Origin of the sequence: Pseudescherichia sp., assembly GCF_031979925.1 — a bacterium.
Taxonomy (GTDB): Bacteria; Pseudomonadota; Gammaproteobacteria; order Enterobacterales; family Enterobacteriaceae; genus Pseudescherichia.
Genome location: NZ_DALZFB010000001.1, coordinates 138,967 through 160,971, shown reverse-complemented (window position 1 = coordinate 160,971; position 22,005 = coordinate 138,967). Strand labels below are relative to the sequence as shown.

Genomic DNA, 22,005 nt, shown 5'->3' with positions numbered 1-22,005 from the left:
CGCGCTTTTCATTACAACTATCTGTGTTACTTGAGATACTCACCGCTGCGCAGGGCTTCGATACGCTTATCCAGCGGCGGGTGGCTCATAAACAGCTCGCTCAGGGATTTAGATTTCCCATTGATGCAGAAGGCCATCATGCTGCTGGCTTCCTGCGGCTCGTAGCTGGTTTTCAGACGCTGCAGGGCAGCAATCATCTTCTCACGACCCACCAGCTTCGCTGAACCGGCATCGGCATGGAACTCGCGGTGGCGAGAGAACCACATAGTAATGATGCTTGCCAGAATACCAAACACCAGCTCCAGCACCATCGACACGGCAAAGTAGATCAGCGGATTGCCGTTACTCTCTTCACCCTCGTCACGGTTACCGCCCATAAAGCCAGCGGCGATCTGCGCCAGAATACGCGAGATAAAGATAACAAAGGTGTTCACTACGCCCTGGATCAGGGTCATGGTCACCATGTCACCGTTCGCGATGTGGCTGATCTCGTGAGCAATAACCGCCTCGGCTTCGTCACGACTCATGTTCTGTAACAGGCCGGTACTGACTGCAACCAGCGACGCATCACGTCGTGCGCCGGTGGCGAAGGCGTTAATATCCGGGGCGTGATAGATAGCAACCTGCGGCATCGCGATGCCCGCCTGCTGCGACTGCTGCGCCACGGTATTCATCAGCCAGCGCTCCATATCGTTGCGCGGCTGCTCAATGACTTCCCCCCCAACCGACTTCAGCGCCATCCATTTCGACATCAACAGTGAAACGAACGAGCCGCCAAAACCAAACAGCAGCGCCATGATCAGCAAGCCCTGAACGCTGCTCGACTGAATACCCGTCAGGCTGAGCACCAGCCCGAAGACCAGCATGACAGCCAGGTTCGTTAACAGGAAGAGCGCGATCCGCATCATAATTTTCTTTTAACCTCAACTTAACAAAACGCACTATGCGACTACCCACATCGTATGGGTATATTGACTATTTTCAAGCATAAACCGCGCGTAAGTTACCAGAAAGACACAACTTTACATTCTGACGCGGCAGGCTTACGCCGCGATACGCTTGTTAAAAAAAACAGGCACAATCTCTTGTGCCTGTTGGGGTTTACTGTGCCTTAGCGGGCTGCGCTGGCGGGCTATCTTTCTCGATATGCGCCAGGTCAAGGGCGATATGCACCGTCTCATCAAGATAGGGATCCGGCTCCTGATAATCCTTCGGCAGATCGTCCAGCTTCTTCAGCTCCGGCTTACCTTCGCGTTTAAAGCGATCGTTCAGGCGCGCCAGGCGAATCGCATCATCTTCGGCGTTCTCTTTCTCACGCTGGGCAAGATTGAGCGAGATCTGATTCCGCTTATCCTTCAGAGCATTAAAACGTGCAATGTCCTTCAGGATATACTGGAACTCCGGATCTTTGGCGATACGATCGTCATGCTCCTTGAGCAGCTGCGGCCCAAGCGGCGTCAGATCGCCCGACTTCACGAAGGTCGCGGCATTAATGCTATCCCACGGCAGCGCGTTATCTTCAAACTTCTCACCGGTTTCGGTCTCTTCATTGCCGGTCGGCATGATGATATCCGGCGTTACGCCCTTACGCTGCGTGCTGCCGCCGTTAACGCGGTAGAATTTTTGAATGGTGTACTGCACCGATCCCAGCGCCGGCCACTCCGGACGCAGCATCTGATCGTAGATGCGGTTCAGGGAACGATACTGCTGCACCGTGCCTTTACCGAAGGTCGGCTCACCGACAATCAGTGCCCGGCCATAGTCCTGCATGGCGGCAGCGAAGATCTCTGAGGCCGAGGCGCTGAAGCGGTCAACCAGCACTACCAGCGGGCCTTTGTAGTAGACGACGCCGTCGGTATCGCTGTCTTCGCGCACCTTGCCGTTGTTATCACGCACCTGCACCACCGGACCGGACGGAATAAACAGGCCAGAGAGCGAGACCGCTTCGGTTAGCGCCCCGCCGCCGTTGGTACGCAGATCGATGATCACGCTGCTGACGTTCTGTTTTTCGAGCTTCTGCAGCTGCACCTTGACGTCATCCGTCAGGCCCACGTAGAAACCTGGAATATCCAGCACGCCCACCTTCTCTTTACCGACGGTCTTCACCGTCATCTTCACGGCGCGATCTTCAAGGCGGATCCGCTCACGGGTCAGGGTCAGGATGCGGGTCTTGGTCCCTTTACCGGCCGGCAGGATCTCAAGGCGCACCTTGCTTCCCTTCGGACCTTTAATCAGGGCCACGACGTCGTCAAGACGCCAGCCGATCACGTCCACCATATTTTGACCCGGCTGACCGACGCCAACGATACGGTCACCAACGCTTATCGCTTTGCTCTTCGCTGCCGGACCGCCCGCCACCATAGAGTTGATGACGGTGTAGTCATCGTCCATCTGCAGCACCGCGCCGATCCCCTCAAGCGAGAGGCTCATCTCGGTATTGAACTGTTCAGTATTACGTGGCGACAGGTAGTTGGTGTGCGGGTCAATCTCGTGGGCAAAGGCGGTCATCGCCAGAGAGAAGACATCTTCACTGTTGGTTTGCGCCAGACGCCGAATAGCAAACTTATAGCGGCGGGTCAGCGTCTCGCGGATCTCTTTCTCGTCCTTACCGGTCAGCTTCAGGCTCAGCTCATCGAACTTCACCTTCGCATCCCACTGGGCGTTCATCTCCGCGTCGTCTTTCGGCCACGGCGCTTTGCTGCGGTCGGCATTAAAGGTGTCGTTGCCGGTGAAATCCATCGGCCGCTCAAGCACCTTTAGCGCATATTGATAGCGTTCAAACCGGCGCTTCTGTGCCAGGTTGTAAAGCTCGTAAAAGACGTCGAGTTTGCCAGTGCGTAGCTCATCGCCGAGCACGCTCCGCTTCGGCATAAACTTCTCAACGTCGCTAGCCAGCAGCACGTTATGGCTGTAGTCCAGCAAATTCAGGTAGCGATCGAAAATCTTGCCCGAAAACGCCTGATCGAGATCGAACTGGCGATAGTGGGAACGAGTGAAGCGCGATGTTACGCGCTCACTGACCGTTGCATGCTGGGTCTCTTCCTTTAGCACCGGGATCTGATCGGCACGCGTAATATCTTCAACGGCAAAGGCCTGCCCTGCAATCAGGAACAGGCCAGCCAACGCGGTGCGCTTAAACAAAGTGTTCATGCCAGGCTTGGCCTCCGTTTCAGAACAACAGGTGTTCTGCGCGTACAATCATCGACATGCCTGAGGTCAGCTGTACACGAACACCGTCTTTGGTGATCTCCAGTACAGTGGCGTCCATTGCGTTATTGCCCGCTTTCACCTTAAGGTTTTGACCCACATTGAGCGCAGTAATATCGGATACTGGCGTATGCTGTGGCTCTTCACGCGGTGCGCGCTGAGGTTTCGCGGCAGGTTTGTCGGCGCGTGGTTTACGCTGCTCGTTGCCCTCTTTACGGCGCGGCGCAGGACGCGGTTTACGCTCGCGGCGAGGCGCATCTTCCTGCTCACCGGCAGCGGCAGCAGCTTCGCGCTTTTTAGCCTGCTGCTCAGCACGCTGGGCCTGGACGCGGGCTTTCGCCTCTTCCAGCTGCTTACGCGCATGTTCAACATGCTGCTCGTCCAGTACGCCGCTCGGATTACCGTCGAGATCGACGCGGGTCGCACCGGCTTTGATCCCATACAGGTAGCGCCAGCTAGAGGTGTAAAGACGCAGCGCAGAACGAAGCTGAGTTTTGCTGAGGCTCATCTCTCCTTCAACGCGCTCGACCAGATCCTGAAAAATACCAATTTTCAGGGGGCGCGCTTCACCTTCTGCACTGAAACAGTGAGGAAAACGTTCGGCCAGAAAGGCGATAACTTCTTTACTGCTATTCAACTTAGGTTGATTTTCCATGAAATTTCCTGATTACAACGGACGTTGCCAACAAGCCGCAGGCATGAACAGGCGTCATTATAATGACCCCATCAGTAAATGCTACGTTATCCGTTGATTATACTGCGTCGCCCGCAAAGAATTTTTGATAATCGGTCGCTTCCAGCAGGCGTTCAAGGTGCGAAACCAGCTCGCGCAGCCCCTGCTCATCCTCAGGTGTGAAGCGAGAAAATACCGTGCTGTCGATGTCCAGCACGCCAATAATTTCGCCTTTCACCACCAGCGGCAGAACGATTTCTGCGTTGCTGGCGGCGTCGCAGGCGATATGCCCGTCAAAGGCATGGACATCTTCTACGCGCTGGACGCTATTTTGCGCCACCGCCGTACCGCAAACGCCGCGGCCTACCGGAATGCGCACGCAGGCAATCCTGCCCTGGAACGGGCCCAGCACCAGCGTGTCGCCCTCCAGCAGGTAAAATCCTGCCCAGTTTACGCCCTCAAGGCGTTCAAACAGCAGCGCGCTGGTATTGGCGAGCGTCGCTAAAAAACTGGTTTCACCTGCCATCAATGCCTGAAAATCGCGGTTCAACTCCGCGTAAAATTCACTTTTGTTCATTATTCAATCACTTGTTGTCTTACAAAAAAAGGTAGCCTAGCCTATTAAAATAAGCATTAAATGCCTTCATGCTCAAGATAATCCATTCATGAGTTAAGATAGATTAATTCGAACCTATATCAAAATACGTCATGGCGCTGAAAACTCCAAAGTTAGTCACCGACAGGAAAATGGCAATTCGTGCTATTGGCGACCCTCTGCCACGTGCACATTATCAGCGCTGCCCACAGTGCGATACGCTTTTTGCGCTGCCGGTGATGAAATCACACGAAAGTGCTTATTGTCCGCGCTGTGATGCGAAGATCCGCGACGGCCGGGACTGGTCGCTCACCCGGCTGGGGGCGATGGCCATCACCATGCTGATGCTGATGCCCTTTGCCTGGGGGGAGCCGCTGCTGCACCTTTACCTGCTGGGGGTGCGCATTGATGCCAACCTGCTGATGGGGATCTGGCAGATGTCCTCGCAGGGCAATCCGCTCACCGCCGCCATGGTGCTGTTCTGTACCGTCGGCGCACCGCTGGTGCTGGTGGCGGCCATTGCTTATCTCTGGTTTGGCAACCGGCTGGGGATGAACCTGCGTCCGGTGCTGCTGATGCTGGAGAGGCTCAAGGAGTGGGTGATGCTGGATATCTACCTGATCGGCATCGGCGTCGCCTCTATTAAGGTTCAGGACTATGCGTATCTGCAGCCGGGGGTTGGACTGCTGGCCTTCGTCGCGCTGGTGATCCTGAGCATTCTGACCCTAATCCATCTCAATATTGAGCAGCTGTGGGAGCGATTTTACCCTCAGCGCCCGGCCACCCGTCCGCATGAAAACCTGCGCGTCTGCCTCGGATGCCACTTTACCGGCCTGCCGGATCCGCGCGGACGCTGTCCGCGCTGCCATATTCCGCTGCGCCACCGCAGACGGCATAGCATCCAGAAGTGCTGGGCGGCGCTGATCGCCTCGCTGGTGTTTCTCCTGCCCGCTAACCTGCTGCCTATCTCGGTGATCTATGTTAACGGCTCTCGGCAGGCGGACACCATCATGTCCGGAATTATGTCGCTGGCGAGCAGTAACATTGCCGTTGCGGGCATTGTTTTCATCGCCAGTATTCTGGTGCCGTTTACCAAAGTCATCGTCCTGTTTACACTGCTGGTTAGCATCCATTTTAAATGTGAACAGGGGTTGCGCACTCGTCTGCTGCTGTTGCGTTTTGTGACATGGATTGGCCGCTGGTCGATGCTCGATCTGTTTGTGATTTCAATAACGATGTCACTCATTAACCGCGATCAGCTTCTCGCGTTTACTATGGGTCCCGCTGCGTTTTATTTCGGCGCAGCGGTAATTTTGACTATTCTTGCTGTGGAATGGCTGGACAGCCGCTTACTTTGGGATGCACATGAGTCAGGAAACCCCCGCTTCGCCGACTGAAGCGCGCATTAAAACAAAACGTCGAATTTCGCCTTTCTGGCTGCTACCTGTTATCGCATTAATGATTGCTGGCTGGCTACTGTGGACCAGCTATGAGGATCGCGGTAATACCATTACCATCGATTTCGTCTCGGCTGACGGTATCGTAGCCGGGCGTACGCCGGTGCGCTACCAGGGCGTTGAGGTGGGCACCGTGCAGGACATCCGCCTGAGCGAAAATCTCAATAAAATTGAGGTGAAGGCCAGCATCAAAGCGGATATGAAGGACGCCCTGCGCAACGATACCCAGTTCTGGCTGGTGACCCCCAAAGCATCGCTGGCGGGGATCTCCGGGCTAGATGCGCTGGTCGGCGGGAACTACATCGGCATGATGCCCGGCAAAGGCGAGCCACAGGATCACTTTACGGCTCTCGATACCCAGCCGAAGTATCGTCTTAGCAACGGCGAGCTGATGATCCATCTCCACGCTCCGGATCTCGGATCGCTGAGCAGCGGCTCGCTGGTCTACTTCCGTAAAATTCCCGTCGGGCGCGTCTATGACTACTCCATCAATGCTAACAAACAGGGCGTCACTATCGACGTGCTGATCGAGCGCCGCTTCACCAGCCTGGTGAAAAAAGGCAGCCGCTTCTGGAACGTCTCCGGCGTGAAGGCGGACGTCGGCCTGAGCGGGGCGAAAATAGAGCTGGAGAGCGTCGCGTCGCTGGTTAACGGGGCGATCGCCTTTGACTCTCCGGAATCATCGAAACCAGCAGAGAGCGATGATGAGTTCGGCCTCTATAAAGACCTGGCTCACAGCCAGCGCGGGGTGATCGTGAAGCTGGCCCTGCCCGGTGGCGAGGGGCTGAAAGCTGGCTCTACCGCACTGATGTATCAGGGGCTGGAGGTAGGCGAGCTAACGAAGCTCGATCTCAACCCCGGCGGCGCGGTAAGTGGGGAGATGACCGTTGACCCGAGCGTCGTCAATCTGCTGCGCACCAATACCCGCATTGAGATGCGTAACCCGAAACTCTCCCTGAACAACGCCAGCGTCAGTTCGCTGCTCACCGGTACCACGCTTGAACTGGTGCCGGGAGAAGGCGAGCCGCGGGATAACTTTGTGGTGCTGCCGGCAGATAAGACCCTGCTGCAAGAGCCTGGCGTTGTTACCCTAACCCTGACCGCGCCGGAGAGCTACGGCATCGACGCCGGTCAGCCCATTGTCCTGCATGGTGTGCAGATAGGTCAGGTGCTGGAGCGGGATCTCACCGCGAAAGGCGTCTCTTTTGCCGTCGCTATCGATCCTCAGTATCGCGAGCTGGTGCAGGGCGACAGCAAGTTTGTGGTAAACAGCCGGGTAGACGTTAAAGTCGGCCTGGACGGCGTTGAATTCCTTGCCGCCAGCGCCAACGAGTGGATCAGCGGCGGGATCCGCATCCTGCCGGGAAGCAAAGGTGAAATAAAATCCACCTATCCGCTGTTCGCTAACCTTGATAAGGCGATAGAGAATAGCCTCAGCGATCTGCCCACCACCACCCTGACGCTGACCGCCGAGAAGCTGCCAGATGTACAGGCCGGTTCGGTGGTGCTCTATCGTAAGTTTGAGGTGGGCGAAGTGATCAACGTCCGTCCGCGCGCTAACGCGTTTGATATTCAGCTGCACGTTAAGCCGGAGTATCAATCTCTGCTGACCGCTAACAGCGTCTTCTGGGCCGAAGGCGGCGCGAAAGTGCAGCTCAACGGCAGCGGGCTGACGGTGCAGGCCGCACCGCTCGCCAGAGCCATCAAGGGTGCGGTGAGCTTTGATAACCTTACCGGTGCCAACGCCTCGATCCGCAAGGGCGACAAGCGGATCCTCTTTCCGTCAGAGACTGCGGCCCGCGCCGTAGGTGGTCAGATTAAGCTTCACGCCTTTGATGCGGGTAAGCTTGCCCCTGGGATGCCGATCAAATATTTAGGTATTGATATTGGCCAGGTGCAGGATCTGGAGCTGATTACCGAGCGTAACGAGGTGCAGGCCACCGCCGTGCTCTATCCAGAGTATGTGAAAAAATTTGCCCGCAGCGGTACGCGGTTTTCAGTGATTACCCCACAAATCTCAGCAGCCGGGGTTGAGCATCTGGACACTATTTTGCAGCCCTATATCAACGTCGAGCCTGGCCGGGGTGGCGACGTTCGCCGGGAGTTTGAGCTACAGGAGGCCACCATTGCCGACTCGCGCTACGTTGACGGCCTGAGCATTGTGGTTGAAGCCCCTGAGGCAGGCGGGCTGAACATCGGTACGCCGGTGCTGTTCCGCGGCATTGAGGTGGGTACGGTGACCGGTCTGACTCTGGGATCGCTCTCGGATCGGGTGATGGTTGGCCTGCGCATCAGCAAGCGCTTCCAGCACCTGGTACGCAATAACTCGGTGTTCTGGCTGGCTTCCGGCTACTCACTGGACTTCGGCCTGGTAGGCGGCGTCGTGAAAACCGGCACCTTTAACCAGTTCATTCGCGGCGGCATTGCATTTGCCACACCGCCGGGGATCCCGCTGGCACCGAAGGCGCAAACCGGCAAACACTTCCTGCTCCAGGATAGCGAGCCGAAAGAGTGGCGCTCGTGGGGCACAGCCCTGCCGCGCTAAGCACCCTGCTCCGGCGCGCCTGCTGCGCCGGAGCGTTTTATGCTACACTGCGCCCCCTGATTTATTGCTGGTGGTGTAATTCGTGGCTCACAACGCTGTCTATCTTCCTGAAGAATTTCTTGCGCAAATGCGTCTGGCCATGCCAGCCCATCTCTCCTTCGATGACTTTATTGCCGCCTGTCAGCGTCCGCTGCGCCGCAGCATCCGGGTTAACACGCTTAAAATTTCCGTGGCAGCGTTTCTGGAGTTGGTCGCCCCTTATAATTGGCAGCTGACGCCCGTCCCATGGTGCGAGGAAGGTTTCTGGATCGAACGTGATAACGAAGAGGCGCTTCCCCTTGGCAGCACCGCTGAGCACCTCAGTGGACTGTTCTACATTCAAGAAGCCAGCTCTATGCTGCCGGTCAGCGCGCTCTTCGCCGACGGCAACCAGCCCCAGCGGGTAATGGACGTTGCCGCCGCTCCCGGTTCGAAAACCACCCAGATCGCTGCGCGAATGGATAACGACGGTGCGATCCTCGCCAACGAGTTCTCCGCCAGCCGGGTAAAGGTGCTGCATGCCAACATCAGTCGCTGCGGGATCAGTAACGTTGCCCTGACCCACTTTGATGGCCGGGTATTTGGTGCGGCGCTGCCTGAGACCTTTGATGCTATTCTGCTGGACGCCCCCTGCTCCGGTGAAGGGGTGGTGCGTAAAGATCCCGATGCCCTGAAAAACTGGTCCGTTGCCAGCAACCTGGAGATCGCCGCCACTCAGCGGGAGCTGATCGACAGCGCCTTTCATGCCCTGCGCCCCGGGGGAACGCTGGTCTACTCTACCTGCACGCTTAACCAGGACGAGAATGAAGCGATTTGCCACTGGCTGAAGGCCCGCTATCCCGATGCGGTTGAATTTCTGCCGCTGGCACAGCTGTTTGCTGGCGCTTCTCAGGCGCTAACTGCCGACGGTTTCCTGCACGTATTCCCGCAAATCTTTGACTGCGAGGGGTTCTTCGTGGCTCGACTGCGTAAAATCGCCTCTGTCGAGCCCCTGCCCGCTCCCGGCTATAAGATGGGCAAATTTCCTTTCTCACCGGTGAAAGGCCGGGAGAGCGCGCAGATAGCCCAGGCCGCTGCGGCTTCAGGACTGCGCTGGGACAACGCGTTACGTCTTTGGCAACGTGATAAAGAGCTGTGGCTCTTCCCGGAGCAGATCGAAGCGCTTACAGGCAAGGTGCGTTTCTCGCGCATCGGCATTAAGCTCGCCGAAACGCATAATAAAGGCTACCGCTGGCAGCATGAGGCGGTCATTGCCCTTGCTGGCGCCGATAACCCATTGGCCTTTGAACTTACCCCTGCTGAAGCGGAAGAGTGGTATCGCGGACGGGATATCTACCCGCAGACGCAGGTCAAGCATGACGAAGCGGTCGTGACGTTTCAGGGGCAGCCGCTTGGACTGGCAAAAAAAGTCGGTTCACGGCTGAAGAACAGCTACCCGAGAGAGCTAGTTCGTGACGGTCGGCTGTTTGCCAGCAAAGAGTAGATCCGGGAAAAAGAGCACTTTTTTACTGGCGGGATACGTCATGTTGTACCAGGCTGAAAAATGGGGTGACTTTACTGGTCGTACCACATTATGCAGATAAATGGAGAGCATTATGACGAAAACCAGCGTGCGCATTGGCCAATTTGAAATTGATGATGCTGAGCTGCAGGGCGAGCAGCCAGGAGAGCGAACGTTACGCATTCCATGCAGCTCCGATCCTGATTTATGTATGCAGCTCGATGCGTGGGACGCCGACACCAGTATTCCGGCGCTTCTCAATGGCGAACAATCCGTGCTTTATCGTGAGCACTACGATCAACAGACCGACACCTGGATTATGCGCCTCGGCTAATCCATTGAACCCGCCGCCCGGCGGGTTATTTACTTCTGGAATTTCCTCTCTTTACGTTCCTCCCCTACACTTAACTTAAGCGGTACGGAAGTGAGGAAGGAATGGTCGCACTGGTTCTCTTTATCTGTTACCTGGACGGTGGCTGTGATGACATTGTTATCGACGTATACAATACCGAACAGCAGTGCCTGGTCTCTCTGGAGGAGCAGCGGATCCGCCACGGCGGCTGCTATCCGGTAGAGGATTTCATCGACGGCTTCTGGCGACCCGCGCAGGAGTTCAGCGATTTTTAACATCTCTGAGTAGATGTGCTCGCCAGCGCGAACTCTTTAGGAATAAAGCAAGATGCCGGGCATCTATGCTTTTTTAGCGCTGTAAACTTCTTCACCAGAGAAGGAAGGCTCGGCCCAGAAGTTGATATTGAATTGGGCGTCGTCGGTCATCTCAATACGGTGCCAGTATTGTGGTGGGCTGGTCGCGAAGCAACCCGCATTAATGACGACTTTAACTTCCGGCTCTACCGCCTCTTCATTTGCAAAGCCATAGTAGGTAACAGTCCCTTCCATGACACACAGTTGACCAAAAATACCGGCTGCGGTGTTGTGATGGCTTAAAAGCGCGGCCGGGACATTATCTTTGGTAAAAAAAGGGGTTGAGCGTTTGATTGTCCAGTTTTTGGGAATTCTATGATGGTTCATAATTACCTCCGGCATTGAACATGCATTTAAAATACATCTTTATTTTTGGACTGTAAAGACATCTGATAATATAAATCATTATCATTTAAACCCAGCGAGCGAGGAGTTTGCGCATCGGCTCTCAGACCATAAAATTTATCAATAGCCCAAAAATCCCTGGACGCCGGTGGGGCTGAGTATGATATGGTTTAATCTGAATACAGAGACCCCTGTAGGATCTCAGTGGATTTAGTTGGGAGACTAAAAACCTTTAGTATTCAAACAGATAAAAAAAGACCGAATACGATTCCTGTATTCGGTCCAGGGAAATGGCTCTTGGGAGAGAGCCGTGCGCTAAAAGTTGGCATTAATGCAGGCTAAATACGCCTGGCACTTTAAGAATAGATGACAGCGCCAGCTTTTCCAGTCCACAGCATCGGTGGCAGGAAAAAAAGGGTAATTGTCACGGCTGTAAACAAAAAAACCGCAACGCTTCATCAGTGAAGCCTGCGGTTTTTTGTTATGAATCAACCTGTAACTAGCAGAGCTTTTCAGCACGCTCAATGTACGGGGCCAGGCTCATCTTTTCTCCGGGTTTCGCCGGATCGTCAATCTGGATAATGGAGATTGGCTGGCCGCTGTTCTCCCCGCTGGCTACCTGCTGCTGCGCTGCGTCGTTGAGCGGATACTGCACCAGCGTGCTGGGGTTGATAGCAAACAGCGCATGGCCGGGACGACAGGTAAGCATCACCTCTTCACGGTTAAACGCCCATTTCTCTTTACCCACGTCTAAGCGGCTAACGGTGATCACCTGGGGGGCGGCCAGCGCGCTGGCAGAACAGGTAAGTAACAGAAGAGTGAGAATACGTTTTTTCATTTTTTCGCCAGTTATTCAAAAAGGTTCAAGTGTCGCAAACAGGCTGACCGTTGCCAGCACCATGATGCCGAGAACCACTTCAGCTTGTGTCATCCGAATAAAAACAGCACGCGCCTGCGCTTCCTGTATACGAAAGCGTGGCACCAGCACGTAGCGGTTTATCAGCGCAATGGCCACCATCAGCAGCACCAGGGCACATTTTACCAGCAGTAGACGGCCATACAAACTCTGCCACGGCAGGGTCAACCCCTGGATAAGAAGCGCATTGATGATGCCGGATATCAGCACCCCTGCGACTGCCAGATGCCCGTAACGAGAAAAACGCATCAGGCTGCCGATCGCCTGCACGCGCTTTTCCGCTTTAACCAGCCGCATACAATACAGCACCGGCAGCAAGCCGCCAAACCAGGCGGCGGCACAGAGTAGGTGCATGGCGTAATTAACCCGGGTAAGCAGTCCCATAGCCCCGTCATACATTGCCGCATGACCGGTGTTCGCCAGCAGCAGGAGCTGAGCGGTGACCAGCAGTAGCACCCGCCCCTGCTGCTGTGAATTCAGAAAACAGAGCAGCAGGGCTGCCAGCGCGATAATAATCTGCCAAAGCCAGACGCTGCCAAACTGCGTTTCGCTTACCGCCAGCCAGATATCCGGTTGCCAGACGTCATGCCAGCCGTTGCCCATTATACCGCCCTGTAAGGCAAACATCAGCAGCGCGCAAACAAACGCCAGCGTCAGCGCACCACGCTGCATGAACATAAAGCGGCGCTGCAACGCGGAGCGGAGCGCCGGATCGGCAAGCCAGTGCGCAAAGGCATTGCTGCCGAATACCAGCATCAGGGTCAGAAAATGGATAAACAGCAGGCTTACATAGCAAAACGCGAGCATACTACTTTACGCTGAACTGATAGCTGCCCTGGGTTTTATGCCCATCAACAGAGACAACGTGCCACTCTACGGTATACTGGTCAGGCTTCAGAGCCTGTTCGATGGGCACAATCAGCTGCGTTTTATCCTTATCGTTACGCTTTACCACGCCGGTTTTTACCGTCTGCTGCTGCGAGCCGGTAATCTTTACGCCGCTGAACTTAGGCTCAATGCCTTCGGAAAAGTTGAGGGTCAGCGCCTGCGGAGCTGCCGTTACATTGGCGTCTGCGGCCGGATACTGATGCTTCAGGTGGGCATGCGCGAAAACAACAGGCGATGCAGCCAGAGAGGCGGCCAATAACAGCGCGCGGCAGGTATACTTTGCGGTAAAACCCATCGTTCTATTCCTTTTTGTTATGTGTATAGCACAAAGAATAACTCTGTATAATGTACGAGTCGAGTCTGTACAGGCGTGGACTTGCCTTTCTGCGGCAGGCTTAGTAATTTTGCGCCGTATAACCGGGAGGACCTATGAAAATCAATCTTGCACAACTGCCTCAGGATGAGATGGACAAAGTTAACGTTGACCTGGCAGCGGCTGGCGTGGCCTTTAAAGAGCGCTACAATATGCCGGTTATCGCAGAAGTGGTTGAGCGCGAGCAGCCCGCTCATCTGCGCGACTGGTTTCGCGAACGGCTGATCGCCCATCGCCTGGCATCCGTGTCGCTCTCACGCCTGCCCTATGAGCCTAAGATCAAATAATCGACCCGGTTTCTGGAGATAAGATGTTACGCGTAATCGATACTGAAACCTGCGGCCTGCAGGGCGGCATCGTTGAAATTGCTTCGGTGGACGTTATTGACGGGCAGATTGTTAACCCGATGAGTCACCTTGTGCGTCCGGATCGCCCCATCAGCCGTCAGGCGATGGCCATCCACCGCATTACCGAAGAGATGGTTGCCGATCAGCCCTGGATCGAAGATATTCTGCCGCACTATCTGGGCAGCAGCTGGTACGTTGCGCATAACGCCAGCTTCGATCGTCGCGTGCTGCCGGAGATGCCAGGTGAGTGGATCTGCACGATGAAGCTGGCCCGCCGGCTGTGGCCGGGGATCCAGTACGGCAATATGGCGCTCTATAAGTCGCGTAAGCTGAACGTACAGACACCGCCGGGGCTGCATCACCACCGTGCGCTGTATGACTGCTACATTACCGCTGCGCTGCTGATTGACATCATGGATACCTCGGGCTGGACGCCAGACCAGATGGCGACGATTACCGGTCGTCCTGCCCTGATGACGACTTTTACCTTTGGTAAATATCGGGGCAAAGCGGTATCTGAGATCGCCGACCGCGATCCAGGCTACCTGCGCTGGCTGTACAATAACCTGGAGCGCATGAGTCCCGAACTGCGGCTGACGTTAAAGCACTATCTTGATGAAAACTAACTCTTCTTACCGGGCAGCGTGCCCTGCGCCAGCGCCACAAGAAAAGCAAACTCCAGCGCAACGCCTTCATAGGATTTAAAGCGGCCCGATTTCCCACCGTGGCCTGCATCCATATCCGTACAGAGCAGCAGCAGATTATCGTCGGTTTTCGTCGCCCGCAGTTTTGCTACCCACTTGGCTGGCTCCCAGTACTGTACCTGGGAGTCATGCAGCCCGGTGGTGACCAGCAGATGCGGATAGGCCTGTGCGGTGACGTTATCGTATGGACTATAGCTTTTCATGTAGCGATAGTAGGTCTCATCCTGCGGGTTCCCCCACTCCTCAAACTCGCCGGTGGTTAACGGAATGGACTCATCGAGCATGGTGGTGACTACATCGACAAAGGGCACCTGGGCAATAGCACCGTGGAACAGGCCAGGGCGTTCGTTAATAACCGTACCGATCAGCATCCCGCCCGCGCTGCCACCCATGCCGTAGCAGTAGCGTGTAGACCCATAACCCTGCTTCAACAGTGCATCACAGACGTCAATATAGTCGTTAAAGGTGTTTCTCTTTTTAAGAAACTTACCGTCCTCATACCAGTGCTGTCCCAGCTCGCCGCCGCCGCGAATGTGCGCGATGGCAAAGACAAAGCCGCGATCCAGCAGGCTCAGGCGACTGCTGCTGAAATCGGCATCAATACTGGTGCCGTAGGAGCCGTAGCCGTAGACCAGCAGCGGATTCTGCCCCTTCCGGAAGTGTTTACGGTTGTAGACCAGCGATACGGGCACCTCTACGCCATCGCGCGCCTTGATCCAAAGGTGTTCGCTGCGGTACTGGCTGGCGTCAAAGCCGTGGACCTCCGTCTGCTTAAGCACCCGTCGTTCACCGGTGTCCATATCCAGCTCAAACAGGGTATCCGGCGTTGTCATCGAGGAGTAGCCGTAGCGCAAGCGGGAGGTTTCCGGCTCGGGGTTATAGGCAAGCCAGGTCACATAGGCCGGATCGTCAAAGGCGATGCCGGTGACCTCGCGGGTTTTACGGTTGATCTGCCGCAGGCTGGTCAGGCCGCGCTGGCGCTCCTCCACCACCAGCCAGTCGGTAAAGAGTGTAAAACCCTCCAGCATGATGTGATCCCTGGGCGGGATCAGCACCTCCCACTGCTTATCATTGCGCACCTTAGTCCGGTAGAGGCCAAAGTTTTTCCCCTCACGGTTGGAGCGCAGGTAGAAAGTGTGCTGGTAGTGATCGAGGTTGTACTCGTGATCTTTACGCCGGGGCAGGAACATAATGGGTTGCGCATCCGGCAGCTCCGCATCCAACAGCAGGCACTCGCTGGTCGTGGCGCTGGCAAGATAGATGATCACATAGTGCTGGGAGGTTGTCTTATGAAGACTAACGTAGAAGGTTTCGTCCTTCTCCTCGTAAACCAGCTCATCCTGGGCCGCAGGCGTACCGATGGTGTGCCGCCAGACCTGGTAAGGAAGCAGCGTTTTAGCATGCTTACGCACGTAGTAGAGGGTTTCAGAGTCATTGATCCAGACAAAATCCGGCGTGACGTTATCCAGCATCTCTGGATACCAGTTGCCGGTCTCCAGATTGCGAAAACGTAGGCCATACTGACGCCGGGAGAGATAATCCTCCGCCAGCGCCATGATTTTGTTGTCCGGCGAAACGGCCAGCCCGCCGAGGGTGTAGAACTCGCTGTGGGCGGCGCGCTTGTTGGCATCCAGCAGCACCTGCCACTCATCCCACTCACAGCTGAGCACCGACTGGCGCTGATAGATAGCGTATTCGCACCCCGGTTCATAAACGTGCCGGTAGCGGTAACCGTTGCGGGTGTAGGGAGCGGAGACTTCGCGCTGGGGAAGACGATCGACAATCTCTTTCAGCAGGCGATCCTGTAACGCCTGCTGGGAGGCCATTATGTCGCGCCCATAGTCGTTCTCCTGGTGCAGATAGTCCAGGACATCCTGATCCGAGCGCGTATCGTCGCGCAGCCAGTAGTAGTTGTCTGTTCGCGTATCGCCATGCAGGTTCATGACGTGCGGTACTGTTTTTGCTTTTGGTGGCATAGCGTTATCTTTTCAGTTTACACCCTATAAGGGTGGCAAAACCCACGCATGTTGCAAGCGAAACGCGCCACCAACGCGTGTAAGCTAGCCTGGCAACGCGCTTTTTTGCTCTTTTAAGTCCTGTTCAATGCCGTCGCGCACGTCCTGCGGGATCTTCAGGGCGTCACCCAGAGCGTTAAGATAGCTGCGCTCCATAAAGTGATCGATATCGATAGCGGCGCAGCTGAGGAAGTACAGCTCCAGTGCTTCCTCCTCGTTACGCACGTCACGGGCCAACCGCTGGGGATCGAGCGGCTGCTCAATGGCCTGAGCCACCAGCGCTCTGCCCTGCTCTTCAACGCCAGCTTCCCGCATTTGCAGGTCAATCGCTTCGCGCTCGCGGGCATCAATATGGCCGTCGCTTTTCGCAGCAAAGACCAGGGCAAGGATTAGACGTTCAGTGCGCACGTCCAGCGGCGAGCTTTGCTGACCAAACTGCGGCTCGTCCTGGTGCGCAGTCCGCACGCGATCTTTGTATTTGTTCCACAGCACCGTGCCGGCAACGGCCCCGCCGCCAACCAGCAGCGCGCTGGTACCATATTTGGTGAGCAGCTTGCGGGAAGAGGAGTTTGAGACCAGCAGTCCCGCCAAGCCACCTAATGCACCCGGCACCAGCAGCTTGCTCAGCCCCTGCCCGTCGCCCGACGAGGCGGATGCTCCTTTCTGGCCCAGCAGCGACTGTAGTTGATTCATCCAGTTAGTCATAATTCCCCCGATTATTCTGTGTCAGACCACAGAGTAAGCGAGGGGTTGTCAGGAAATGTCTAAGCTGGCTAAAGAAGAGAAAATGCGGCTTCGGTTATTGATGCGTGTAAACGGCCTTGCCGCCTTTGCAGTCCACCGCTACCCGATAGTGGATATCGGTATTTTTACCGCGCACGGTCAGCGGAACAGTCCACTTATCGTCTTTGCCGGTAATCTCTTTGACGTTAATCCAGGCAACCGGATCGGCTTGCCCCAGCGTCTCCTGATCGTCAGCCCATCGCGCAATACGATTTTGCTGATAGTCACGTTTGACGCTGGCAGCGATACCGGAGGCATCCAGCCCTTCACAGCTGGGGAACTTCACGGATTTGTTATTCGCTGCCTGTACGCTAGCGCTGCCGGCCAGCACGGCCAGGCCAAGCAGTAGTCCTAATCTGTTCATGCTTATCTCCTGTGAGCATAACCCACTCAAAGCATGGTACAAATTACCGGCAGCGCAAGCTGCTGTTAGGCTGCTTTGGTACGCTTCGCCGCAGGCATATCCGTTACGGTATCGCTTTTTGTCGGAGCCGCATCGGGGTCCGGCAGCTTACCGGAGCGGAACACCGCGCTGAAGGTCTCTTTCTGCTCAGCCAGCCAGAGCGCCATCTTCTCACGCTGTTCGTCATCAAACGCAACGGGTGCATTTACCAGCACGCCCTCCAGCACTTCTGCCAGATCGAGCATTTTGTCGTAAGCATCGGCTTCCTTCTTGCTGGCAAAAGACATTTTTTCCTCACCTTCGCGGATTACCACGTATTTGACTTCAACCGCCATAATGCAGCCTCATTTACCTGTTTATTTATACAGTATAATAGTAAGCAATTCGCACGCTGATTGCAAGCCGAAAAAAGACACGCAAACGTTTTCGTGTATAATAGTCCGAAATTTTTAAACGGTGGATATTATGACTTTTTTAGGTACCGCGCTGCGTCCGGCTGCCACGCGTGTAATGCTATTAGGCTCCGGTGAATTGGGTAAAGAGGTGGCCATTGAGTGTCAACGTTTAGGCATCGAAGTGATTGCAGTTGACCGCTATGCCGACGCCCCGGCGATGCACGTCGCCCACCGTGCGCACGTAATCAATATGCTGGACGTCGAGGCGTTGAAAGCGCTGGTGGTGCAGGAAAAACCGGACTTTATCGTTCCAGAGATCGAAGCCATTGCCACCGATATGCTTCTGGCGCTTGAGGCCGAGGGTCAGCAGGTGGTGCCCTGCGCCCGCGCCGCGAAGCTGACCATGAACCGGGAGGGGATCCGCCGCCTGGCCGCCGAAGAGCTGAACCTGCCTACTTCGACCTACCGCTTTGCCGACAGCGAAACCGCGTTTGAAGAGGCGGTCGCGGCGCTGGGCCTGCCGTGCATCATTAAACCGGTGATGAGCTCATCCGGCAAGGGGCAGAGCTTTATTCGCAGCGCCGACCAGCTGCGTGATGCCTGGCAGTACGCCCAGCTCGGCGGTCGCGCCGGAGCGGGACGCGTCATCGTCGAAGGCGTGGTCAAGTTTGATTTCGAAATCACGCTTCTGACCGTTAGCGCCGTGGACGGGGTGCATTTCTGCGATCCTATCGGCCATCGTCAGGAAGATGGCGACTACCGTGAGTCCTGGCAGCCGCAGCAGATGAGCGAGCTGGCCCTCTCCCGCGCGCAGGCTATCGCCCGCGAAGTCGTGCTGGCGCTTGGGGGCTACGGCCTGTTTGGCGTAGAGCTGTTTGTCTGCGGCGATGAGGTGATCTTTAGCGAGGTGTCGCCGCGTCCGCATGATACCGGTATGGTTACGCTGATCTCCCAGGATCTCTCCGAGTTCGCCCTGCACGTACGCGCTTTCCTCGGTCTGCCGATAGGCGGAGTACGTCAGTACGGCCCGTCAGCCTCGGCGGTGATCCTGCCGGAACTGAAGAGCGATAATGTGACCTTTGATAATGTGCAGGCCGCAGTAGGAGCTGGACTACAGCTGCGCCTGTTCGGCAAGCCGGAGATTGACGGCACGCGGCGGTTAGGTGTGGCGTTAGCCACCGGGGATAGCATAGAGGATGCGGTGGAACGAGCAAAAAAAGCCGCCGCAGGCGTGGTGGTGAAGGGGTAAAAAAACGGGCCGAATGGCCCGTTTTGGTTGGCATTGCCCGGCGGCGCTTCGCTTGCGCAGGCCTACGGTATCAAGCCGTTGTAGGCCGGGTAAGGCGAAGCCGCCACCCGGCAGAACAAGACCTTACTGCTGCGCGCCTTCTACTGCTTCGCGAGCCAGTTTAGTAATGCGATCGTAGTCGCCCGCTTCCAGCGCGTCAGCCGGTACCAGCCATGACCCACCGATGCACAGAACGCTCTTCAGCGCCAGGTAGTCACGGTAGTTCGCCGGAGAGATGCCGCCGGTTGGGCAGAAACGCACCTGTGAGAACGGACCGGCAATCGCCTGCAGCGCTTTGGTACCGCCGTTAGCTTCAGCCGGGAAGAATTTAAACTCTTTCAGACCGTAGTCGAGGCCGAGCATCAGTTCAGACACAGTGCTGATGCCTGGGATCAGCGGAATGGTGCCTTCGGTTGCTGCCTTCAGCAGCGGCTCGGTCAGGCCCGGGCTGATAGCAAACTGCGCGCCCGCTTCGGTCACTTCCGCCAGCTGCTGCGGATTCAGTACCGTACCGGCACCGATGATTGCTTCCGGCACTTCTTTCGCAATGGCGCGGATCGCATCCATGGCGCAGGCGGTACGCAGAGTGACTTCCAGCACGCGAACGCCACCGGCCACCAGGGCTTTCGCCATCGGTACAGCATGTTCCAGTTTGTTCACCACGATAACCGGTACCACAGGACCCGTCTTCAGGATTGCTTCAGCACTCGTTTTCCAGTTTTTCATCAGAGTTTTTCTCTCGCCCGATCTAAAAAATTTATCAGTTTAAAAAGTGATACAGGTTGCGCCCTGCTCAGCACCGGAGAGTTTTTCACGCAGTGCGCTAAACATTTCGCGGCCAGTACCGACGCGCGCGCTACTCAGGTCAGGAATGTGCGGCTGACGTGCAGCAAGCTCGGTGTCATCCACCAGCAGAGTTAACTCCCCTGTCTGTCCATTTACGCGGATGATATCGCCCTCACGTACTTTTGCCAGCAACCCGCCGTCATACGCTTCTGGTGTTACATGGATCGCCGACGGTACTTTACCTGATGCGCCGGAGAGCCGTCCATCGGTGACTAATGCGATTTTGAAACGGCGGTCCAATAATACACCAAGTGGCGGCATCAGTTTATGTAATTCTGGCATGCCGTTGGCTTTTGGCCCTTGATGCCGGACAACAACCACGCAATCACGATCAAGCAGACCGGCTTCAAAGGCGGGTAACACGTCGTGCTGGCTCTCAAAAATCACCGCAGGCGCCTCAACCACCTGATTCTCTACCGGGACGGCGGAGGTCTTCATGACCGCACGGCCCAGATTGCCGCTGAGCACCTTCGTGCCGCCGTGATGCGAGAACGGCTTGTCGATAGAGGCAATGATATCGTTGTCCAGCGAGGCGCTGGCGCCCTCGCGCCAGTCCAGCTCGCCCTCGTTCAACCACGGCTCAAGGGTGTAGCGAGACAGACCGTGACCCACTACGGTGTTGACATCTTCATGTAGCAGACCGCCCTTCAGCAGCTCACGCATTAGCACTGGTACGCCACCCGCGGCCTGGAAGTGGTTAATATCCGCCGGGCCGTTCGGGTAGAGGCGCGCCATCAGGGGAACCACCTCGGAAAGTTCAGAGAAGTCGTCCCAGTTGATGATGATGCCCGCAGCACGCGCCATCGCCACCAGGTGCATGGTGTGGTTAGTGGAGCCGCCGGTTGCCAGCAGGGCGACGATGCCGTTGACGACCACCTTCTCGTCAATCATCTTGCCGAGCGGCATCCACTCGTTGCCGTTGCCAGTCAGGCGAGTCACCTGGCGTGCGGCAGCTACGGTCAGGGCTTCCCGCAGCGGCGCGTCAGGATGTACAAATGATGAGCCGGGCAGCTGCATGCCCATAAATTCAATGACCATCTGGTTGGTATTGGCCGTGCCGTAGAAGGTGCAGGTGCCTGGTGCATGATAAGAGGCCGCTTCGGATTCGAGCAACGCCATACGGTCGACTTTGCCCTCGGCATAAAGCTGGCGAATACGCACCTTCTCTTTATTAGGCAGGCCGCTGGCCATCGGTCCTGACGGCACAAACAGCGCTGGCAGATGCCCAAACGACAGCGCGGCCATCGCCAGTCCCGGGACGATTTTATCGCAGACGCCAAGATAGAGCGCACCGTCAAACATGTTGTGCGACAGGCCGACCGCAGCGGACATGGCGATCACTTCCCGGCTGAGGAGAGAAAGCTCCATGCCATCCTGGCCTTGTGTGACGCCATCGCACATAGCCGGTACGCCGCCTGCAACCTGGCCTACAGCATTAACCGAGTGCAGAGCTTTACGGATAATGTCAGGGTAGCGTTCATAGGGCTGGTGCGCGGAGAGCATGTCGTTGTAGGAGGTGATAATGGCGACGTTGTTACGCAGCATGCTTTTTAGCGAGGCTTTATCTTCCGGCTGGCAGGCGGCGAAACCGTGAGCCAGGTTACCGCAGGCCAGCGACGAACGGTGGACGGTACTGCTTTTCGCCTGTTCGATGCGGGCAAGGTAAGCGCTGCGGGTGGCATGCGAACGATCGATAATACGCTTTGTTACCCGTAACAATGTCGAATTCATAAAGGCTCCTGAAAATTAGGTGTCCCGGACGGCGGTATCATTAACACAGGGAGAATACGCAAACCATTAATCCGCCGCATGCCGGAGGCAAAATCGCTTCAGCCAGTGTAATAAAAAAAGCGTTAAGGGTGAATCCAGGGCAAGTGCAAAAGAGTAAGAATTGTACGGAAATCTGTGTTAGATCATGTTACCGGTAAAATAGCGGCGTGATAAACAAAAAAAACGGCCCCGCAGGGCCGTTTGAAAGCG

At 56.1% G+C, this 22,005-nt stretch carries 22 protein-coding genes; 8 read left to right on the top strand and 14 right to left on the bottom strand.

Going from position 1 to position 22,005, the window contains the following annotated elements; translation table 11 throughout:
* Positions 1-26 precede the first annotated feature (26 nt).
* The 4 genes from htpX to RTM13_RS00770 all read right to left on the bottom strand — a co-directional run bounded on the left by htpX (position 27) and on the right by RTM13_RS00770 (position 4,457).
* A complete protein-coding gene (htpX, locus tag RTM13_RS00785) occupies positions 27-908 on the bottom strand; it encodes a protease HtpX (RefSeq protein ID WP_312209350.1) in 882 nt (293 codons plus the stop codon).
* 193 nt (positions 909-1,101) lie between these two features.
* The gene (gene prc / locus RTM13_RS00780) at positions 1,102-3,150 is read right to left on the bottom strand and encodes a carboxy terminal-processing peptidase (protein WP_312209348.1); all 2,049 of its coding nucleotides are present in this window, start codon (positions 3,148-3,150) and stop codon (positions 1,102-1,104) included.
* A 19-nt stretch (positions 3,151-3,169) separates the two neighbouring features.
* Entirely contained in the window at positions 3,170-3,862 is a 693-nt protein-coding gene (proQ, locus tag RTM13_RS00775) for an RNA chaperone ProQ (RefSeq protein WP_042391318.1), read from the bottom strand.
* A 97-nt stretch (positions 3,863-3,959) separates the two neighbouring features.
* Positions 3,960-4,457 carry a GAF domain-containing protein gene (locus RTM13_RS00770; protein ID WP_312209347.1) on the bottom strand — a complete coding sequence of 166 codons (498 nt, stop codon included), beginning with the start codon at positions 4,455-4,457 and terminating at the stop codon, positions 3,960-3,962.
* A 131-nt stretch (positions 4,458-4,588) separates the two neighbouring features.
* Between RTM13_RS00770 and yebS the strand changes: the two genes are divergently transcribed.
* The 5 genes from yebS to RTM13_RS00745 all read left to right on the top strand — a co-directional run bounded on the left by yebS (position 4,589) and on the right by RTM13_RS00745 (position 10,644).
* On the top strand, positions 4,589-5,872 hold the full coding sequence (yebS, locus tag RTM13_RS00765) for a membrane integrity lipid transport subunit YebS (RefSeq protein WP_312209346.1): 1,284 nt from the start codon (positions 4,589-4,591) through the stop codon (positions 5,870-5,872).
* The gene (locus tag RTM13_RS00760; protein WP_312209345.1) at positions 5,841-8,477 is read left to right on the top strand and encodes an MlaD family protein; all 2,637 of its coding nucleotides are present in this window, start codon (positions 5,841-5,843) and stop codon (positions 8,475-8,477) included. Before yebS ends, RTM13_RS00760 begins: the two co-directional genes overlap by 32 nt.
* An 82-nt stretch (positions 8,478-8,559) precedes the next feature.
* Entirely contained in the window at positions 8,560-9,999 is a 1,440-nt protein-coding gene (gene rsmF, locus RTM13_RS00755) for a 16S rRNA (cytosine(1407)-C(5))-methyltransferase RsmF (RefSeq protein ID WP_312209344.1), read from the top strand.
* A 112-nt stretch (positions 10,000-10,111) separates the two neighbouring features.
* Positions 10,112-10,351, top strand: coding sequence for a YebV family protein (locus tag RTM13_RS00750; protein ID WP_312209342.1), 240 nt, complete (start codon positions 10,112-10,114; stop codon positions 10,349-10,351).
* Positions 10,352-10,452: 101 nt separating this feature from the next.
* Entirely contained in the window at positions 10,453-10,644 is a 192-nt protein-coding gene (locus tag RTM13_RS00745) for a YebW family protein (protein ID WP_312209341.1), read from the top strand.
* Between the two features lie 63 nt (positions 10,645-10,707).
* Here the strand turns inward: RTM13_RS00745 and RTM13_RS00740 are convergent, their stop codons facing one another.
* From RTM13_RS00740 to yobA, 4 genes are all read right to left on the bottom strand, one after another.
* Complete coding sequence (locus tag RTM13_RS00740; protein ID WP_312209339.1) at positions 10,708-11,049, bottom strand: DUF1971 domain-containing protein; 342 nt, start codon at positions 11,047-11,049, stop codon at positions 10,708-10,710.
* 517 nt (positions 11,050-11,566) lie between these two features.
* Positions 11,567-11,905 carry a YebY family protein gene (locus RTM13_RS00735; RefSeq protein ID WP_312209337.1) on the bottom strand — a complete coding sequence of 113 codons (339 nt, stop codon included), beginning with the start codon at positions 11,903-11,905 and terminating at the stop codon, positions 11,567-11,569.
* Positions 11,906-11,920: 15 nt separating this feature from the next.
* Positions 11,921-12,790 carry a copper homeostasis membrane protein CopD gene (copD, locus tag RTM13_RS00730; RefSeq protein ID WP_312209336.1) on the bottom strand — a complete coding sequence of 290 codons (870 nt, stop codon included), beginning with the start codon at positions 12,788-12,790 and terminating at the stop codon, positions 11,921-11,923.
* Position 12,791: 1 nt separating this feature from the next.
* Complete coding sequence (gene yobA, locus RTM13_RS00725; protein ID WP_312209335.1) at positions 12,792-13,166, bottom strand: CopC domain-containing protein YobA; 375 nt, start codon at positions 13,164-13,166, stop codon at positions 12,792-12,794.
* 134 nt (positions 13,167-13,300) lie between these two features.
* Between yobA and RTM13_RS00720 the strand changes: the two genes are divergently transcribed.
* Positions 13,301-13,531, top strand: a complete 231-nt coding sequence (locus RTM13_RS00720) for a DNA polymerase III subunit theta (protein ID WP_312209334.1) — start codon at positions 13,301-13,303, stop codon at positions 13,529-13,531.
* Positions 13,532-13,554: 23 nt separating this feature from the next.
* On the top strand, positions 13,555-14,217 hold the full coding sequence (gene exoX, locus RTM13_RS00715; protein ID WP_312209332.1) for an exodeoxyribonuclease X: 663 nt from the start codon (positions 13,555-13,557) through the stop codon (positions 14,215-14,217).
* On the opposite strand, the gene ptrB is transcribed toward exoX, so the two are convergent.
* The 4 genes from ptrB to RTM13_RS00695 all read right to left on the bottom strand — a co-directional run bounded on the left by ptrB (position 14,214) and on the right by RTM13_RS00695 (position 17,831).
* The gene (gene ptrB, locus RTM13_RS00710; RefSeq protein WP_312209330.1) at positions 14,214-16,271 is read right to left on the bottom strand and encodes an oligopeptidase B; all 2,058 of its coding nucleotides are present in this window, start codon (positions 16,269-16,271) and stop codon (positions 14,214-14,216) included. The two genes, exoX and ptrB, sit on opposite strands and share 4 nt — an antisense overlap.
* A gap of 84 nt (positions 16,272-16,355) precedes the next feature.
* Entirely contained in the window at positions 16,356-17,015 is a 660-nt protein-coding gene (locus RTM13_RS00705; protein WP_312209329.1) for a tellurite resistance TerB family protein, read from the bottom strand.
* 94 nt (positions 17,016-17,109) lie between these two features.
* A complete protein-coding gene (gene yebF, locus RTM13_RS00700) occupies positions 17,110-17,457 on the bottom strand; it encodes a protein YebF (RefSeq protein WP_312209328.1) in 348 nt (115 codons plus the stop codon).
* Positions 17,458-17,522: 65 nt separating this feature from the next.
* Positions 17,523-17,831 (bottom strand): YebG family protein, encoded by a 309-nt coding sequence (locus tag RTM13_RS00695; protein WP_312209326.1) that lies wholly within the window; start codon positions 17,829-17,831, stop codon positions 17,523-17,525.
* A gap of 130 nt (positions 17,832-17,961) precedes the next feature.
* On the opposite strand from RTM13_RS00695, the gene purT reads away from it, so the two are divergent.
* The gene (gene purT / locus RTM13_RS00690) at positions 17,962-19,140 is read left to right on the top strand and encodes a formate-dependent phosphoribosylglycinamide formyltransferase (protein ID WP_312209325.1); all 1,179 of its coding nucleotides are present in this window, start codon (positions 17,962-17,964) and stop codon (positions 19,138-19,140) included.
* A 123-nt stretch (positions 19,141-19,263) separates the two neighbouring features.
* On the opposite strand, the gene kdgA is transcribed toward purT, so the two are convergent.
* Positions 19,264-19,905 (bottom strand): bifunctional 4-hydroxy-2-oxoglutarate aldolase/2-dehydro-3-deoxy-phosphogluconate aldolase, encoded by a 642-nt coding sequence (gene kdgA / locus RTM13_RS00685; RefSeq protein WP_042391344.1) that lies wholly within the window; start codon positions 19,903-19,905, stop codon positions 19,264-19,266.
* 39 nt (positions 19,906-19,944) lie between these two features.
* Positions 19,945-21,756: a phosphogluconate dehydratase gene (gene edd, locus RTM13_RS00680; protein ID WP_312209323.1), complete on the bottom strand. Its 1,812-nt coding sequence runs from the start codon at positions 21,754-21,756 to the stop codon at positions 19,945-19,947.
* Positions 21,757-22,005 lie beyond the last annotated feature (249 nt).